Origin of the sequence: Streptomyces sp. D2-8 (genome assembly GCF_023184515.1) — a bacterium.
Taxonomy (GTDB): domain Bacteria; phylum Actinomycetota; class Actinomycetes; order Streptomycetales; family Streptomycetaceae; genus Streptomyces.
Genome location: NZ_JAAHBP010000003.1, coordinates 917,085 through 933,321 on the forward strand (window position 1 = coordinate 917,085; position 16,237 = coordinate 933,321).

Below are 16,237 nucleotides of genomic sequence, written 5' to 3' on the forward strand. Positions count from 1 at the left end.
GCCCCCGCCGCCACCGGCCTCGGACCTACGCCAGTGCGTTCACCGCGGCCGCGAAGACCCGAGGCAGGCGAGCCGCGGTGGGCATGATGAGGGGCGCGAGCGCAGGCCGCTGGCGGATTCTCACCAGGAGATCCGTCAGCAGCCGGTGGCGGCGGGTGGCACGGTTCCAGTCGGCCTCGTAGCGGTCCGGTGTCCCGCGCCGCACATTCGTGACGAGGGACTGGGCGCCGGTGAGGGCGAGGGAGATCCCCTCGCCGGTGAGCGCGTCGATGTATCCGGCGGCGTCACCGACGAGCAGCACCCGCCCCTGGAAGCGGGTGCGCACCCGCTGGCGCAGCGGTCCCGCGCCCCGCACCGCGGTCACGGCCGCTGCCGGGGGCAGGCGGGCGGCCAACTCGGGGAAGGACGCCAGCTGGGTGTCGAACGAGCCCCGCCGGGACGTCAGGAGTGCGACGCCGACGAGTGAGGGGCTCAGCGGGGTGACGTACACCTCCCCGTGGGCGCCCCAGTGCACCTCGACGTAGGACGCCCACGGAGGCACCGCGTAGTGCCGGCGCAGTCCGTACCTGGGTTCGCCGCGGGTCTTGACCTCCAGGCCGAGCGAGCGGCGCACCGGTGAGTGCAGCCCGTCCGCGGCCACGAGCCACCGGGCGCGCAGCCCCGTGCCCGGCACGCTCACGCCCGTGTCGTCCTGCCGTACGGCTTCCACACGCAGGGGCAGCACGGGCACCCCGGCGTCGGCGACGGCCCGGTGCAGGGCGTCGTGCAGGCCGGTGCGGCGCGTGCCGAGGCCCGGACCCCGGCGGAAATCCGCCTGGACCCGGCGGGATCCCTGGACGTAGCGGATGCCGGTGATCGGATGCCCGGGGATCTCCAGCCCGAGGGCGGCGAGGGCGCGGACGGCACCGGGCATCAGGCCCTCGCCGCATGCCTTGTCGACGGGGGCGGGGCGGGGCTCCGCGACGACGACGTCGAAGCCGGCGCGGGCGGCGTGCAGAGCGGTCGCCAGACCGGCGGGCCCGCCCCCGGCGATCACCATGTCGAGGGTGCCGCTCATGCGGGCACGGCCCGGGTGAGGGCCGCGTTCTCGCAGCGGATGCGGACGGCGAGCAGCCAGGCGTTGGCCGCGGTGAACACCAGCGCGCTCAGCCACGCACCGTGCACCAGCGGCAGGGCGGCGATCTCCACCACCACGGCCACGTAGTTGGGATGGCGAAGGAACCGGTAGGGCCCGCTGCCGACCAGACGCGCCCCGGGGACGACGATGACCCGGGTGTTCCAGTACGGCCCGAGCGTCATGACGCACCACCAGCGCAACGCCTGGGCCAGCACCACCAGGACGACCATGGGCCAGCCGAGGGCGGGCACGAAAGGCCGGTCGGCCAGGGCGGGTTCGAGGAAGCAGCACACGAGCAGGCCGGTGTGCAGGGTGACCATGGCCGGGTAGTGGCCGCGGCCGTGCTCGACACCGGCGCGGGCCAGGGTCCAGGACGCGTTGCGCCGGGCCACGACCAGTTCGGTGAGGCGTTCGGCGGCGATGGCCAGGAGGAGCAGTGCGTACCACGTCATGAGGTCACCAGCGCAGCAGGACGAGTTCGGAGCAGAACCCGGGCCCCATCGCCACGAGCAGGCCCCAGGTGCCGGGCTCGGGCCGGTCGGATTCCCGGATGGTCTGCAGGATGTGCAGGACGGAGACGGAGGACATGTTCCCCACGGCCGCCAGCGAGTTCCACGCGGTGGCCAGGGCGTTGTCCGGCAGGTCGAGGGTGTCGGCGACGGCGGAGAGCACCTTGGGCCCTCCGGGATGGCACACCCAGGTGCCGATGTCCCCGACGGTGAGGCCGTGGTCGGCCAGGAAGCCGCGCAGGTGCCGGCCGAAGTGGCTCCGCACGATGCCGGGGATGCCGGCACCGATCACGACGCGGAACCCCGTGGTGCCGATGTTCCATCCGAGGAGCTGTTCGGTGTCCGGATACAGATGGCTGCGCGTGGCGACCACCGTGGGGCCGATGGTGTCCGGCCCGGCGGATGCGCCGGCGCGGGCGACGATCGCCGCGGCGCCGTCCCCGAACAGGGCACCGGCCACGAGGTTGGCCTGGGAGTCGTCCCGGCGCTGGAGGGTCAGCGAGCACAGTTCGACGGTGAGCAGTACGGCCGTCCCGCCGGGGTGCCCGCGCAGATAGTCGTGCAGCCGGGCGAGACCGGCCGCGCCCGCGACACACCCCAGGCCGAACACCGGAACCCTCTTGACGTCGGGTCGCAGGCCCAGGCGTCCGGCCAGCCGGGCATCGAGCGAGGGGGCGGCGATACCGGTGACGGAGGTGCACACCAGGAGATCGACGTCGGCCGGTTCGAGTCCCGCTTCCTTCAGCGCGCCGGTCAGGGCCTCTTCGCTCAGCTCGAGTCCGGCCGCCATCCAGGCGTCGTTGGCCTGCCCGAAGTCGCGCAGGGCGGCGTACCGTTCGATCGGCAGAGCGAGGTGACGGGCGCGGACCCCGGCGGACGCGTGCAGGCGGCGCAGCAGGGCGCGGTCGGCCCCCGGAGCCAGGCACAGATCGCCGATCGGCTCGGTGAGTTCGTCCTGTGCGTAGCGGTGCGCGGGCAGCGCGGTGTGGACGGCCGTGATCGTGGTGCCCGCAAGAGGCGGAGCCTTCTCACGCCGGGTGCCGGGTGGGGCGTGGACGTCTTCGGCCGTCACAGGGACACGCATATCGATAGTGCCTCTCTCGCCCCATTTGTCCATTTATCTTGCCTGTGTGTCTCTACACCCGCCGGAAGTCCGTCCTCGCGCGACACGCCGCGTCCCGGCGCTGTTGCGCTCCTGTCACCTGGAACCGGCGCTCGCCGTGACGGTGCTCGCGACCGTGCTGGCCGTCGCGGCCGGACGGGGCGCGGCGGGTTCGGCGGCCGTGGCGGCTGCGGTGCTGGCGGGCCAGCTCTCGGTGGGCTGGTGCAACGACGCGGCCGACGCCCGGCGCGACACGATCTGCGGGCGTCGGGACAAGCCGGTGGCCACCGGCGAACTCCCGCCCCGGGCGGTGGCCGTCGCCGCCGGGGCGGCCCTGGCCCTGTGCGTGCCGCTGTCACTGCTGAGCGGCCTCGCCGCCGGAGCGGCGCACCTCGGCATGGTGGCCACCGGGTGGAGCTACAACCTGCTGTTCAAGCACACGCTGCTGTCCCCGCTGCCCTACGCCGCCGCCTTCGGCGCGCTGCCGGCGTTCGTCACCCTCGGCCTGCCGTCGCCGTCCTGGCCGGCCTGGTGGGCGGTGGCGGCCGGAGCCCTGCTGGGGGTGGGGGCGCACCTGGTCAACGTGCTTCCGGACATCCAGGACGATCTCGCGACCGGCGTGCGCGGACTGCCGCAGCGGCTGGGCCGCGGAGCCTGCCGCCGGCTGGCCCCGTCCCTGATGCTGGCCGCCGTGTGCGTGCTGGTCACCGGCCCGCCCGGAGGCGTGGGGCGGTCGGGCTGGGCCCTGGCGGGCGCGGCCGCCGCCGTGTCGGTCGCGGGCACGGCCCTGCCCCGCGATGTCCGCAGCCGGTGGCCGTTCCGGGCGGCTGTCATCGTGGCGGGCATGGCCGTGGCCCAACTCCTCCTGCACGGCTCGGACATGACGTAACGGTCGAACGGCATCCCAGGCGGACTCTCCTGCCGTGCGGGCAGCTCCCGGTTCCGGCGTCTGCTCGCCCTGCGCGTACGTGTCGAGGAACCCCACATCCGGACCCGCGAGCTGAGCGGTCTCGGTCCCGCCCAGTCCGGGTCGGCGAGATGAAGGCGACACGGCTGGTCACCTGACCGCGCGTCTCCTCCCCGATACGGCTGTCAGGTTCGGGGCCGGCTCCGGATCTGCATGCCGGGGCGGCGGCGGTGAACCGTCACGTACGACAGGCCGTTCTCGCCCGCGGTCACGCTGCGGACGCTGCCGTGCGGCAGCCAGACGAGGCTGCCGGACTCCACCGGGCACGGCCCGGCCGCGGAGCCGAGCGTGCCGTCGCCGGCGACGACGAGCAGGAGGACGTCGAGGTCGGGTTCGGCGTGGGCGTCGACGGACCCCTGGGGCGGGACGCGGATGAGACACCTCAGGCATGTAGCGCGTCAAGACGAGCTGGTCGTTGTTCGATTGCATCTCGCTAACATCGTGCGCATGCCTGATGTGTGGATCGGCTTCAGCCCTGAGGACCGCCGGCGGTACTGGTGGCGGAACGGCATCGTGACGTTTGCTCTTGCTGGCGTGATGGTGGCGATGAGCCTGAGCGCGCAGGGATCTGTCGGATGGTGGCTGGTCGGGGTCTTCGGGGTCCTCTGGGTGGCTGTGGTCTTCAGCGCGATCAGCTCCATCTATGGCCGGGTACTCATCACCGCGACGGGGCTGGAGTTCCACACCTTCCTCAGGAAGCGATCCATTCCGTGGAGCGAAGTCGCCGACATTGAGAGGCGGTCGCGAGTGTTGCGGAGCGGGATCTGGTGGGACCTGCGGGTCGTGAGAGTGAATAGGCGTCCGCTCACAGTTCCGGGGACCTTCACCAACCGGGCGTGGGATGCAGAACTGGAGCGGAAGCAGGCAGTCATCCAAGAGCGTTGGTCGCGCGCTATTGGTGGCTGAGAGGTGTCACGCGGCGAGGGCCTCGCTTGGCATAGGGAAGGCGACGGCCTCATCGAAGTGTTGTCCGTGCTGAAGACAGTGGTAGAGCTGGCCGAGCATGCGGTTGAAGAGGTTCCGTTGAGCGGCTGCGTGCCAGTCTCCGTGGTCGTCGCGGCGACGCCGGTAGTGGGCTTTGGCGCCGGGCGAGGCGGTGATGGAGGCGAAGGCCCAGAGGTAACCCGCGTGGTTAAGGCGGTCGTTCTTGACCCATCTGCGGGTGATGCTCGACTTCTTGCCGGAGGCTCGGGTGATGGGCGAGGCGCCGGCGTATGCCTTCAGGCCGCGGGCGTCCGCGAAGCGGGTCTTGTCGTCTCCGATCTCGGCGAGCACCCGGGCGCCGAGTTGGACGCCGAGGCCGGGGAAGCTGAGGATGATTTCAGCGTCCGGGTGCTGAGGTAGAGCCTCTTCCACCGCCTCGGCGAGACTGTCGGCCGCGGTGCAGGCGGCCTCCAGCTGGACCAGGAGGGCGAGCATTTGCTGGCCCATGGCGTCCTCGACCAGCGACGGCTGGTGCGCGTAGTCGGCGCGGAAGACGTCGCGGAGCCGCTCGGCCTCGGCAGTGATGCCGCGCTTGCGGCCGGCCCGCTTGAGCGCGGCCTCCAGCTGTGTGCGGGTCAGCCGCGCGGCCCGAGTCGGCGTAGGGGCAGCCTTGAGAAGCTCCCGTGCCTCCGGGCGACATAGGCCGTTGCGCCAGGGCTCGAAGGCCGCGAGGGCAGACGGGTAGTACTCGCGTAGCAGCGACCGGAGTTGGTTGGACAGCTGCTGTCGGTTCCAGAGTGAGTCTTGCTGAGCGCGGGCGAGGACGGCGATGGCCCGGCCGAGGTCGCTGTCGTTGGGCAGCGGCCGGTGGGCATGCATGTCAGTGCGCAGGATGTTCGCGAGGACCAGGGCGTCGCCGGGGTCGGACTTCTTGCGGGAGACCGAGTGCCGGTCGCGGTAGCGTGCTGCGGCCATCGGATTGATCGCGAATACTTGCCGCTTGCCGGTCCGCAACACCGCCACGAGCAGGCCGCGGGAGGTCTCGATCGCGACCGGGATCGGGTCTTCCTCGCTGTCGCCGTACTCGACCAGTAGATCCAGAAGGATCTTGTAGCCTGCGGCGTCGTCGGTGATGTGCCGCTTGGCCAGTAACTGGCCGCTGTCGTCGACCAGGGCGACGTCGTGTGTCCGCTCGGCCCAGTCGATGCCGCAGTAGATCAAGACTTCTCTCCCCACAGTGCAGTTTGCGCAGGTCACGAGCTCATGCGGAACCACGCGGCGACCTAATCCCAGGACTCGGCGCAAGGGCCGGTCCGCCACCTCAGTAGCCGTTCGTGGCACCAGCTCACCCCACGGGCCTCGGTCTATCCGGGAGCTCAGAACGCTCGGGCTTCGCAAGAGGTCACCGTGCAGCGGGCTCGCACCACCAACACCAACGAGTGACCAGCATCGGGGTATTGACGTCCGAGAGCGCCGGGAGCACCCCTGTCTCACCCGAGACCTCGAAGGCCCAGCTGGCGTTAGGTGTCGCCCGGCGCCCACGGGCACCAACACGTCCGTGGTGCGTGGCGTAGGTGCCGAACAGCGCCGATCTATCCTTGGGCGTCGTGGCCGGGGAACCAAGAGACGTCTGTCCCGCACCTACGCCGTACTCGAACAGTCCGCGGGCAACTTCGTCCGCCGCACCGTCCTTAACTACGGATGAGGTTGGCGTCCAGTTGCCGGCCGGGCTCGGTCAGTCGCCACAGGGCGCCGGTCGACGCCGGGCCGGCCGCGATGATCGACTCGGTGTTGCCCAGGACCCGGGGAACGGGGGCGTCGGCCGCGCCGGGGATCTCCTCCGGGTCAGTCATGGATCGTGCCACCATCCGGTACGGGCCTGCCCTGGGCCGGTTCACCTGTTCGGCAGGCGATCCGCACCGCTCCGGGCGGACGCCCGGAGGAATCTAGTGCCGCGGCAGGCGACGTTTGCCCGTCAAGGGGCGGCGTCCGGTGCGTGCTCTCGGCGTGCCGGCCGGAAGCCCTCGTACTGGATGTACTTGGGCTTTCGGCCGGTGCGGCGAGTGGGGGTCCCCCCTGCTCGAAGAGCTTGGGGGAGCGTGCCGGGCGTCGCGACGGGGCGAACGTTGCCTGCCGCGGCACTAGCATCGGCCGTCGTCCCGGCCGTGGCTGATACCCGGTCACTCCTCGTCGGACGTGGTGGGGCGCGTCCGCCCGGGCTCCGGCTCCTGGCCCTGGAGCGCACGGGCGTGGAGCACGTCGCCGATGAACAGGTCGTACACCAGTACGCCGATCACACCGCCGACGAGCGGGCCCACGATCGGGATCCACCAGTAGCCGCTGAACGCCCCGGCCAGGCTGCCCGGAAACGCCAGTCCGTCCCATCCCGCCATCCAGGTGAACAGGCGCGGGCCGAGGTCGCGGGCCGGGTTGATGGCGTAGCCCGCGTTCGCCCCGTAGGACATGCCGATGGCCGCCACGACGAAGCCGATCACCAGCGGGCCGAGGTTCGCCTTCACGGCCGTGTTGCGCAGGTCGATGATCGCTACCACCAGCATGACCAGGAAGGCGGTGCCGACGATCTGGTCGACCAGTGGGCCCCAGACGCCGCCGTTGAAGTACGGCGCCGGGAACGTGGCGAAGATCGAGAACGAGGCGAGGGTCTTCCCGTTGGTCTTGGGCCCCTCCATCGCGTCGTCGAAGGCGTTGATGGCGTCGTGGTACACGGCGTAGACCAGCGCGGCCCCGGCCAGGGCGCCGAGCACCTGCGACACCCAGTAGGGCACGACCTTGACCCAGGGGAACTTGCGGCGGACGGCGAAGGCCAGGGTCACCGCCGGGTTGATGTGCGCTCCGCTGACGCCACCGGCCACATAGATGGCGAACATGACGGCCATGGCCCAGCCCCAGGTGATCAGGAGCCAGTCCCCGGCGCCGAGGAAGAAGACGGTGGGCCCCTCGGTGCGCCCCGAGCCGGGCAGCGCCGCCACCGCCATCGCCACCACACCGCATCCGAAGGCGATGAGGACGAACGTCCCCAGGAACTCCGCCAGGCACTCTCCCGCCAGACCTGCGCGACGTCTGAGCCTCGAGGGTCTCACCAGAGGCTTGATCTCCACTGCCATGTGATTTCTCCCTGGGGTCGCTGCGGTCCCGCTCTGACGCGCGGTAATCACGTGGTAACCCGGCGCACGAGGCGCGGCAACCGCAGGGAGACCCTCTGGCGGCACGAGCGGGCCGAGGCAGCCGGCGCGCGTCGAGCATTGCGCGTGTCGCCCTCAAGCCGAGGAGCGCCTGGTCGAACAGGTCACGAACCGGCTCCGACGGCGGCGCGGCGCCCGGGCCCGTCGAGAGTGACGGGCCCGGGCGCCGCGCGTCAGCGGTTCATCGCACCTCGCGCGCGTAGGGCGCGACCGTGATCCGGTCGATCAGCGGCGCGTAGCGGGAGCGGAGCAGCACGCCGGGGAAGGTGTCCGAGGCGTACGTGGTGCCGTCGAAGTTCGGCAGTTCCTCGGAGCGGAAGCCGATCGTGTTCTCCCCCTTCTTCAGCCGAACCGGGACGGTCAGCTCCCAGAAGTTGTTCTGGTGGAAGCTGTGCGGGAAGCCGACGCGCCGCGCGGTGCCGCCGTTGACGCTGATGTCGGCGTGGCGGGCGAGCGGGTCGGGGTTGTAGTGGGTGGCTTCGGACTGCTCCGGGTTGGAGTAGCGGACGCGCAGCGCGAACAGGCCGGCCCGGTCGGCCGTGACGGTGAACGTCGCGGTGTTGCCGTTGCCGGGGGCCCCGCCGATGCCCGTGATCGCCGTGCCGTCGGTGGCGAGGGAGAGCGGGGCGAGCGCGGCCGAGCCCGCGAGCCGGGCGTCTCCCGCCTCGTACGTGCGCGCCGGCAGCGTGCCCTCGGTCGGTGCGACCGTGAGGCGGTCGACGAGGGTCGTGGCCGGGCCTCCGGTCACGGTCACCTTGTTGACGCCGCCGGAGAGCGAGACCGCCGCACCGCTGCGGCCCTTGCCCAGGCGCAGGACGTCGTGGCCGTTGAGGGAGAGCCGGGCGCCGGTTCCGCCGAGGGTGTCGACCGTGAGGGTGGCCTCGCGGTCGGCCGGCGAGTAGACCCAGAACGTGGCGCTCTGGTCCTTCGCGATGCGGACCGCGCCCGAGCCGGTCGCCGCCGGCTTCGAAAGGTCGTAGACCGGGCGCGCCCCGCCGGCCTGCCAGGCCAGTTCGCCTTCGTACACCTGCGTGTCCGCCGAGGCGCGGGGGAGGGAGAGCGTGAGGCGGTCGACGATGGCGTCGCCCTTGGTGACGCGCTCGCCGTCCGCGCTCTTCGCGGCGAGCGTCAGGGTGTGCTTGCCCTTGGTCAGCTGCACCTTGGTGTCGGTGTGGTCCCAGACGACCCACTTGTAGCCGAGCGGCAGGTGCAGCTCCTGCTCGCCGGCGGCCTTGCCGTCCACGCGCAGGAAGACGTTGGTGGGGCCCTGCTCCTTGACCTTGTCGAAGGTGTTGAGGGAGTTGGCGAAGACGCTCAGGTCGTAGGTGCCGTCCTCGGGCACGTCCACGGTGAAGTCGAGCGTGACGTCCGAGCCGGTGCGCAGGCCGCCGACGTCGTGGCCGCCCGAGGTGTAGAACTTCGACACGTCACGCGGCGAGCCCTCCGGGCCGTTCTTCGACCAGCCGGAGCCGGTGTGCGCGGCGTCCTCCGCCTCGTACGAGGACTGCCAGCGCACGGGCGGGGCCTGCGTGCCCTTCGCTTCCCCGGCTGGGCTGAGGACGACCTCGTAGGCCGAGGACTCCTTCAGCTTCGGCAGGGCGCCGTCGCCGAAGTCGAGGGCGACCGTGCCGTCGTCACCGACCTTCAGGTTCGTCTCCGCGAGGAGCTTCGGGCCGGACGAGTCGCCGACCTGCCCGCTCCACTCGATCTCCCGTACCCAGGCGTGCACGCGCTTGCCGAAGACCTTCTCCGGGACGTCCGCGAAGGTGATGTGGCCCTTGCCGGTGGAGCCGCCGAAGACCAGCCGGGACTGCTTCTTCTTCTCGTCGAGGGTGGCGACGCCCTGCATGGTGTAGTTCTCGCCGGGGAACGGCGGGGTCACCTTCACCGTGTGCCCGCTCATCGAGGCGTACGAATTCAGCAGCCACCACTGGCCGTTGCCGCGGCCCGACTGCACCGCCGAGTCGGACAGGTTGCCGTCGATGTTCCAGTACGCGATGTCGGCGTCGACCTTGGACTCCTCGATCGCGGACACCCACTGGATCATCTGGCCGGGCACGGAGGTGTGGTAGTTGAAGGCGTACTCGTTGATGTTGATGGGCAGTTGCGTGCCTTCGCGGTCGGTGCCCTTGAACAGGTCCTTCTCCCAGGCCCGGTACTTGGCGACGCTCTGGCGCACCGCCTCCGGGTGGCTGAGCTCGTGCCAGGTGACGACGTCCGGGAGAGTGCCGGCGGCCAGGGTGTGGCTGAGGAAGCCCTTCACCTGGTCGTAGAGGACGCTGGTGTTGGGCCCGGCGATACGGGCGCTCGGCATCCTGCCCTTGATGAGCTTGTACGCGTCGTCCCAGGCGGCGAGGAAGTCGTCGGGGTCGTTGAGCCAGCTGACCTTGTTGTAGCTCCACTCGCCGGTGCCGAACATGTTGCCCTCGGGCTCGTTGAACGGCACGAAGACGATGTTGTCCTGGTACTGCTTCGGCAACTCGAGGACCTGGTCGACCTGCTCGGCGATCTTCTCCTTGTAGAGCTTCAGCTTCTCCTCGGGGGTGTCGCCCGGCCACTGGTACGGGAAGCCGCGGTGGATGTCGGTCATGTAGATGTACACGTCGCCGTCGGTGGAGTCCGCCAGCGGCTTCACCACCTCCAGGGCGTCGGCACCGGGGTGCTGCGGACCGTCCTGGGCCTTGGTGGAGACCGTGCGCAGGCCCATGCCCTCCATGAGGTTGTTGGTCGGGACGTCCGGCCCGTACACGCCGTAGAGGGTGCCGGAGGCGCCGCCGTGGAAGGCGCCGGTGTCCGAGCCGAGGTCGACGGTGAGCTGCCCCTCGCGGACCACGGTGACCGTGGCCTTCACCGCGCGCCCGGCCGCGGTTCCGGCGACGGTGAAGGTGCCCGGCGCGGCGTACTTCTCGGAGGGGACGTCGTCCCAGGTGACGGGTGTGTCCCGGTCGTAGCCGTCGGAGAAGGAGGCGCGGACGGCGGCGGGCAGGGACGGGGCGGTCCCGGTGGTGGTACGGACGTCGAAGGACGTCCGTGAGAGTTCCCGGAGGGTCGGCACGGTACCGACCGTACCGGCCACCTGCGCGGGGCTCAGCGCCGCGTGCCACACGGTGAAGTCGTCGATCGAGCCCTTGAGCAGCGGGTCCGGGTACAGGGACTTGCCTATGTACCCGGCGGCGCCGGCCGAACCGTCCAGCAGGTCACCCGCCTTGATGCCGGTCGCGGCGGAGGAGACCGCCACGCCGTCGAGGTAGGTGGTGAGCCGGCCGGCGGCGGTGTCGAGGGTGACGGTGACCGTCCGCCACTCGTTCGCGGGCAGGCCGGCGTAGCCGCGGACCTGGGTCTCCGCGCCCCCGCCGCCGGTGGTCACGGAGGTCTGGAACAGCCCGCTGCCGTTGTGGGGGGTGCTGAAGAGGTACTTGGTGGTGTCCGTGCCCAGGTCGAAGATCCGCTGCCAGGGGGATGTGTCACCGCTCCACTTCACACGGGCGGAGACGGTCAAGTCGGTCGTGCCGGCGAGTACTTGGCGGGGCAGCCGGACGTACGCGCCGTCGGAGGCGGGGGCACCACCGGGCAGGGACAGCGCCTTGCCTCCGGCCGTGCCGTCGACCGACCGGGCGGTGGAGCCGTTCACCAGGGTCGCCGTCAGGCCGTTGCCCGAGCTGTCCGTGATCTTCCCGGAGGCGAGGTCGTCCTGGTCGAAGGAGTAGTGGGCGGCGGGCTGGGGCGCCTCGGCGGCCTGCGCGGGGGCGCCCGGTGCGGCCAGCAGGCCCGCCCCGAGGGTCAGTGCCACGGCGGCCGGGGCCCGGCGCCGCGTGAATCTGTCAGCGGATGGCATGGATGGCGTCCTCAGTCGTCGTGTCGTCGCTGCGTCGAGCAGCGGGTGTGGGTCTGCGCGTCCGTCGAACCGGTTCGCTCCGTGGCGCGCGCAGGGGCCGGAACACGTGTCGGATGGCGGGTACGGCGGCTGCGCGCATGGGGCATGGGGGTCTGCCTCACCGCAGCCGGAAGGGGGCCGATGTGTCGAACCGGTTCGCGAAGCTAGCACCGGGACCTGCGGCCAGCAATCCCTGTGACACGAGGATCTCCACGAGACGGCCGCCCTGCCAGGGAAGTGCGGTCAGGGTGTTGACAGGAGTCCGGGCAGTTCCTACGTTCCTGCCATGCGAACCGGTTCGACGACGAGCTAGGAGTTGCCGTGAACATCGGTGAGATCGCCAAGCGTGCCGGTGTCTCGCGGAGCACCGTGTCCTACGCGCTGAGCGGCAAGCGCCCGGTCTCGGAGGACACCCGCCGGAAGATCCAGCAGGTCGTCGACGAACTGGGCTACCAGCCCAGTGCCAGCGCCCGCGCCCTGGCCAACGGGCGGACCAGCACGATCGGCCTCGTCTTCCCGCCGGCCGGGAACCACTACACCGGGATGCAGCTGGACTTCATCGGCAGCGTCGTGGAGGCCGCCGCGGCCTACGACTACGACGTGCTGCTGTCGCCGAGCGGCGTGGACAGCGACCGCTCGTTCCAGCGGCTGCTGGGGGAGCGGCGGGTCGACGGCGCCATCCTGATGGAGATCAGGCTGGAGGACGACCGGGCCGATCACCTGGCCGCACTGGACTTCCCGGCCGTCGCCATCGGCCGCACCGCCCATCCGGAGAGCGGCTGGTTTGTGGGCCTGGACCACACGGCTCTGGCGGCGGCGTGTGTCCACCACCTCGCGGACCTGGGCCACCGCAAGGTCGCCTTCGTCAACCGGCCCGAGCAACTGCTGCGCGCCGGGTACGAGTCGGCGCACCGCGGCCTGGACGGCTTCACCAAGGCCGCGGCCGAGCGCGGGCTGACCGTCCGGACGTACTGCTGCGGGGACGACGCGGCCTCGGGCCAGGCCTGCCTGGAGCGGATCCTGCGCGACGACCCGGCGACCACCGCTCTGGTCACGCTGAACGAGGCCGCGCTGGGCGGCCTGTACCGGGGGCTGGCCCAGGCCGGCCGCCATGTGCCGCGCGACTTCTCCGTCACCGGGGTGGTGGCCGGCCGGTGGGCGGAAACGGTGACCCCGCAGCTCACCGCGGCGGACGTACCGGCGGAGGAGATGGGCCGGCGCGCCGTCGAACTGCTGATGGAGCGGCTCGACCAGCCCGGCGCCCCCGCTCGGCACCACCTGCTGACACCCCCCATCTCGCTACGGGCCAGCACCGGGCCCGCCTTCGGCCCCCCACAGCCCTGACCCCCCGCCCCCGCCCTTCTCTTCCTCCTTCTTCCTCCATCTTCGAGCACGCCCTGCTCCGCACCGCCTCCCTCCGGCGTGCCCGCTTCCCCCACATCGCCCCTGCCACGGCACCCCTGTGCCAAGAACGAAGGAACCCGCGATGCACAGCTCCTCCAGACGGCGCCTCGCCGCAGTGGCCCTGTCGACCGTCCTCGCCGCCGCCGGCACCGCCTGCTCCTCCGGCTCGGGCAGCAGCGACACCAAGGGCGCGGACAGCGGCACCTACACCCTCTGGGACCCCTACCCGCAGTTCGCCAAGGGCTCGGCATGGGTGAAGCTGCTGGACGCCTGCGGCAGCAAGGCCGGCGTGAAGGTCAAGCGGACCGGCTTCGACACCAGCGACCTCGCCAACAAGACGCTGCTCGCCGCCCAGCAGGGCAACTCCCCGGACGTCCTCATCGTCGACAACCCCGTGGTGTCGACCCTCGCCGAGGCGGGCGTGCTCACCACGACCGAGGACAACAAGCTCGACACCTCCGCGGTGGACCCCAACCTCCTCGCGGCCGGCCAGTCGGGCGGCAAGACCTACGGCACCCCGATCGGCGCCAACACCCTCGCGCTCTACTACAACAAGAAGGTCCTGAAGGAGGCCGGCGTCGACATCGCCTCGGTCAAGGACTGGACGTCGCTGACCGCAGCACTGGACAAGGTCCGGAAGGCGGACAAGAAGGGCATCACCTTCTCGGCGATCGGCACCGAGGAGGGCAGCTTCCAGTTCCTGCCGTGGTTCTGGGGCTCCGGCGCCGCACTGACCGATCTCGACTCGCCCGCGGCCGTCTCCGCGCTGTCCCTGTGGAAGGGCTGGCTGGAGAAGGGCTACGCCCCCAACTCCGTGCTCAACAACACCCAGACCACCAGCTGGCAGGAGTTCGCGAGCGGCGACTACGCCTTCGCCGAGAACGGCACCTGGCAGCTCGCGGCCGCCAAGAAGGCCGGCTTCGACTTCGGCGTCCTGCCCATACCGTCCTCCGACGGTGGCAACGCCGCGGCCCCGACGGGCGGCGAGTTCGTCACCGCCCCCGTCCAGAGCGACACCGCCCGCTACGCCACCACGCGCAAGCTCACCACCTGCCTGACCAGCACGACGAACCTGTACGACACCGACACCACCCTCTCCTACGTCGCCCCCACCGACGAGGTCCGGAAGAAGCAGGTGGCTGCCGACCCCGCACTCCAGCCGTGGGTCGACGCGGTCAAGACGGCCAAGGGCCGCACCAGCGACGACCTGGGCACCCAGTACCCCAAGATCTCCGAGCAGTTGTGGAAGGCCGTGCAGTCCGCGCTCAGCGGGTCCAAGTCGCCCGAGGACGCGCTGACCTCCGCGCAGGCCGCGGTCAAGTGACGTGGGACCGATGAAGCAGACGGTCCATCCGCCGGACCACCGGTCCGCGCGGGTCCGGAACGGGGCGGCCCACGCCGCCCCGCCCCCGCCTCGCACCACGAAACGCGGCCGGCCCGCCTCCCCGCAGTGGGCCGCCTGGGCCTTCCTCACCCCGGTGGCCCTCTACCTCGCCCTCTTCTACGCCTATCCGCTCTACCGCAACCTCGACCTGAGCCTGCGCAACTACACCGTGCGCTCCTTCGTCCAGGGCGACGCGCCGTTCACGGGCCTGCAGAACTACCAGAAGGTCTTCGACGATCCGGTCTTCGCCCCGGCCCTGCTCCACACCGTGCTGTTCACCGCCGTGTGCCTGGCCTTCCAGTACGCCATCGGCCTGGCCCTCGCGGTCTTCTTCAACCAGCACTTCCGGCTCTCGGCGACCCTGCGGGCCCTGTTCCTCGTCCCCTGGCTGCTGCCGCTGATCGTGTCGGCGTCGACCTGGTCGTGGATGCTCAACAGCGACTCCGGCATCGTCAACGCGGCGCTGCACGCCGTCGGTCTCGAGCCCGTCAACTGGCTGACGTCACCGTCCTGGTCGCTCACCTCGGTGATCATCGCGAACATCTGGATCGGCGTCCCGTTCAACCTGGTCGTGCTCTACAGCGGCCTGCAGTCCATTCCCTCCGGCCTGTACGAGGCGGCCGCCCTCGACGGAGCGGGGGCCTGGCGCCGCTTCTGGAGCATCACCTTCCCGCTGCTGCGCCCGGTCTCCGCGATCACCCTGCTCCTCGGGCTGGTCTACACACTCAAGGTCTTCGACATCATCTGGATCATGACCAAGGGCGGCCCTGCGGACTCGTCCACGACCTTCGCCACCTGGTCCTACCAGCTCGGCTTCGGCAACCTGCTGCCCGCCTTCGGCCCGGGCGCGGCCGTCGGCAACCTGCTGGTGGTGGCCGCCCTGGTGTTCGGTCTGGTCTACATGAGGGTCCAGCGAAAGCAGGCGTTCTCATGAGGCGACGCACCTGGGGAAAGACGACCGTCGGCGTCCTGCTGACCGCGATCATGCTCTTCCCGGTCTACTGGATGCTGAACGTGTCCCTCACCCCCGACCAGGACATGCGCAAGTCCCCGCCCGACCTGTTCCCCGTCCACGGCACCCTGGCCGGCTACCGCACCGTCCTCGACGAGCAGTTGCCCTACCTCGGCACCAGCCTGCTCATCGGCCTGGGCACCGTCGTCCTCACCGTGGCCCTGTCCGCCCCCGCCGGCTACGCCCTGGCCAAACTGCGCCCGCGCGGCGGGGGAGTGCTGAGCTTCCTCCTCCTCGCCGCGCAGATGATCCCCGGCATCATCATGGCGATGGGTTTCTACGCCATCTACCTCCAGCTCGGCCTGCTCCAGTCCGTCCCCGGCCTGATCGTCGCCGACTCCACCCTGGCCGTCCCGTTCGCGGTGCTCATCTTCACCGCCTTCATGTCCGGCATCCCCGGCGAACTGCTCCAGGCCGCCAGGACGGACGGAGCCGGCCCCTTGCGCACCTTCTGGTCGATCGTCCTGCCGATGAGTCGCAACGCCGTCGTCACCGTCTCGCTCTTCGCGTTCCTGTGGTCCTGGTCCGACTTCGTCTTCGCCAGCACCCTCGTCAACGGCGGGGCCCACGAGCCGATCACCCTCGGCATCTACCACTACATCGGCAACAACAACCAGGAGTGGAACGCCATCATGGCCACCGCCGTCGTGGCCTCGCTGCCCGCCGCGGTCATCCTCGTCCTGGCCCAGCGCTACGTCGCCGCCGGCGTGACGGCCGGCGCGGTCAAGGACTGAACCCTCC

Annotated in this window: 13 protein-coding genes and 1 pseudogene; 6 read left to right on the plus strand and 8 right to left on the minus strand. The window is 70.8% G+C overall.

Annotation, left to right across the window (positions count from 1 at the left end):
- Positions 1-25: 25 nt before the first annotated feature.
- From G3I77_RS10560 to G3I77_RS10570, 3 genes are read right to left on the minus strand one after another with little or no spacing between them, the layout of a single operon-like run.
- Positions 26-1,057, minus strand: coding sequence for an NAD(P)/FAD-dependent oxidoreductase (locus G3I77_RS10560; RefSeq protein WP_248502457.1), 1,032 nt, complete (start codon positions 1,055-1,057; stop codon positions 26-28).
- Positions 1,054-1,569, minus strand: a complete 516-nt coding sequence (locus G3I77_RS10565; protein ID WP_248502459.1) for an isoprenylcysteine carboxyl methyltransferase family protein — start codon at positions 1,567-1,569, stop codon at positions 1,054-1,056. Before G3I77_RS10565 ends, G3I77_RS10560 begins: the two co-directional genes overlap by 4 nt.
- A gap of 4 nt (positions 1,570-1,573) precedes the next feature.
- Positions 1,574-2,710 (minus strand): type III polyketide synthase, encoded by a 1,137-nt coding sequence (locus tag G3I77_RS10570; RefSeq protein ID WP_374385376.1) that lies wholly within the window; start codon positions 2,708-2,710, stop codon positions 1,574-1,576.
- 46 nt (positions 2,711-2,756) lie between these two features.
- Between G3I77_RS10570 and G3I77_RS10575 the strand changes: the two genes are divergently transcribed.
- Positions 2,757-3,617, plus strand: a complete 861-nt coding sequence (locus tag G3I77_RS10575; RefSeq protein WP_248502461.1) for a UbiA family prenyltransferase — start codon at positions 2,757-2,759, stop codon at positions 3,615-3,617.
- A gap of 203 nt (positions 3,618-3,820) precedes the next feature.
- Here the strand turns inward: G3I77_RS10575 and G3I77_RS10580 are convergent.
- A pseudogene (locus tag G3I77_RS10580) lies at positions 3,821-4,072 on the minus strand (hypothetical protein); the annotation flags it as partial.
- 70 nt (positions 4,073-4,142) lie between these two features.
- Here G3I77_RS10580 and G3I77_RS10585 point away from each other — a divergent pair.
- Positions 4,143-4,601, plus strand: coding sequence for a DUF4407 domain-containing protein (locus G3I77_RS10585; RefSeq protein WP_248502463.1), 459 nt, complete (start codon positions 4,143-4,145; stop codon positions 4,599-4,601).
- A gap of 6 nt (positions 4,602-4,607) precedes the next feature.
- Here the strand turns inward: G3I77_RS10585 and G3I77_RS10590 are convergent, their stop codons facing one another.
- The 4 genes from G3I77_RS10590 to G3I77_RS10605 form a co-directional block, all read right to left on the minus strand.
- Positions 4,608-5,840: an IS110 family transposase gene (locus G3I77_RS10590; protein ID WP_282572679.1), complete on the minus strand. Its 1,233-nt coding sequence runs from the start codon at positions 5,838-5,840 to the stop codon at positions 4,608-4,610.
- A gap of 470 nt (positions 5,841-6,310) precedes the next feature.
- Positions 6,311-6,472 carry a hypothetical protein gene (locus G3I77_RS10595; protein ID WP_248502468.1) on the minus strand — a complete coding sequence of 54 codons (162 nt, stop codon included), beginning with the start codon at positions 6,470-6,472 and terminating at the stop codon, positions 6,311-6,313.
- Between the two features lie 327 nt (positions 6,473-6,799).
- Positions 6,800-7,744, minus strand: a complete 945-nt coding sequence (locus tag G3I77_RS10600; protein ID WP_248502470.1) for an MIP/aquaporin family protein — start codon at positions 7,742-7,744, stop codon at positions 6,800-6,802.
- Between the two features lie 259 nt (positions 7,745-8,003).
- Positions 8,004-11,657 carry a LamG-like jellyroll fold domain-containing protein gene (locus tag G3I77_RS10605; protein ID WP_248502472.1) on the minus strand — a complete coding sequence of 1,218 codons (3,654 nt, stop codon included), beginning with the start codon at positions 11,655-11,657 and terminating at the stop codon, positions 8,004-8,006.
- Between the two features lie 360 nt (positions 11,658-12,017).
- Here G3I77_RS10605 and G3I77_RS10610 point away from each other — a divergent pair, with 360 nt between their 5' ends.
- The 4 genes from G3I77_RS10610 to G3I77_RS10625 all read left to right on the plus strand — a co-directional run bounded on the left by G3I77_RS10610 (position 12,018) and on the right by G3I77_RS10625 (position 16,230).
- Complete coding sequence (locus G3I77_RS10610; RefSeq protein ID WP_248502474.1) at positions 12,018-13,040, plus strand: LacI family DNA-binding transcriptional regulator; 1,023 nt, start codon at positions 12,018-12,020, stop codon at positions 13,038-13,040.
- A 142-nt stretch (positions 13,041-13,182) separates the two neighbouring features.
- On the plus strand, positions 13,183-14,424 hold the full coding sequence (locus G3I77_RS10615; RefSeq protein ID WP_248502476.1) for a sugar ABC transporter substrate-binding protein: 1,242 nt from the start codon (positions 13,183-13,185) through the stop codon (positions 14,422-14,424).
- 10 nt (positions 14,425-14,434) lie between these two features.
- Positions 14,435-15,418 carry a carbohydrate ABC transporter permease gene (locus G3I77_RS10620; protein ID WP_248502479.1) on the plus strand — a complete coding sequence of 328 codons (984 nt, stop codon included), beginning with the start codon at positions 14,435-14,437 and terminating at the stop codon, positions 15,416-15,418.
- Positions 15,415-16,230 carry a carbohydrate ABC transporter permease gene (locus G3I77_RS10625; RefSeq protein ID WP_248502481.1) on the plus strand — a complete coding sequence of 272 codons (816 nt, stop codon included), beginning with the start codon at positions 15,415-15,417 and terminating at the stop codon, positions 16,228-16,230. The genes G3I77_RS10620 and G3I77_RS10625 overlap by 4 nt, the downstream gene beginning before the upstream one ends.
- Positions 16,231-16,237 lie beyond the last annotated feature (7 nt).

Coding starts and splice junctions, on each gene's coding strand:
- G3I77_RS10620 (WP_248502479.1), top strand. CDS start 14,435: ATGAAGCAGACGGTCCATCCGCCGGACCACCGGTCCGCGCGGGTCCGG.
- G3I77_RS10585 (WP_248502463.1), top strand. CDS start 4,143: ATGCCTGATGTGTGGATCGGCTTCAGCCCTGAGGACCGCCGGCGGTAC.
- G3I77_RS10565 (WP_248502459.1), bottom strand. CDS start 1,569: ATGACGTGGTACGCACTGCTCCTCCTGGCCATCGCCGCCGAACGCCTC.
- G3I77_RS10600 (WP_248502470.1), bottom strand. CDS start 7,744: ATGGCAGTGGAGATCAAGCCTCTGGTGAGACCCTCGAGGCTCAGACGT.
- G3I77_RS10595 (WP_248502468.1), bottom strand. CDS start 6,472: ATGACTGACCCGGAGGAGATCCCCGGCGCGGCCGACGCCCCCGTTCCC.
- G3I77_RS10625 (WP_248502481.1), top strand. CDS start 15,415: ATGAGGCGACGCACCTGGGGAAAGACGACCGTCGGCGTCCTGCTGACC.
- G3I77_RS10605 (WP_248502472.1), bottom strand. CDS start 11,657: ATGCCATCCGCTGACAGATTCACGCGGCGCCGGGCCCCGGCCGCCGTG.
- G3I77_RS10615 (WP_248502476.1), top strand. CDS start 13,183: ATGCACAGCTCCTCCAGACGGCGCCTCGCCGCAGTGGCCCTGTCGACC.
- G3I77_RS10560 (WP_248502457.1), bottom strand. CDS start 1,057: ATGAGCGGCACCCTCGACATGGTGATCGCCGGGGGCGGGCCCGCCGGT.
- G3I77_RS10570 (WP_374385376.1), bottom strand. CDS start 2,710: ATGCGTGTCCCTGTGACGGCCGAAGACGTCCACGCCCCACCCGGCACC.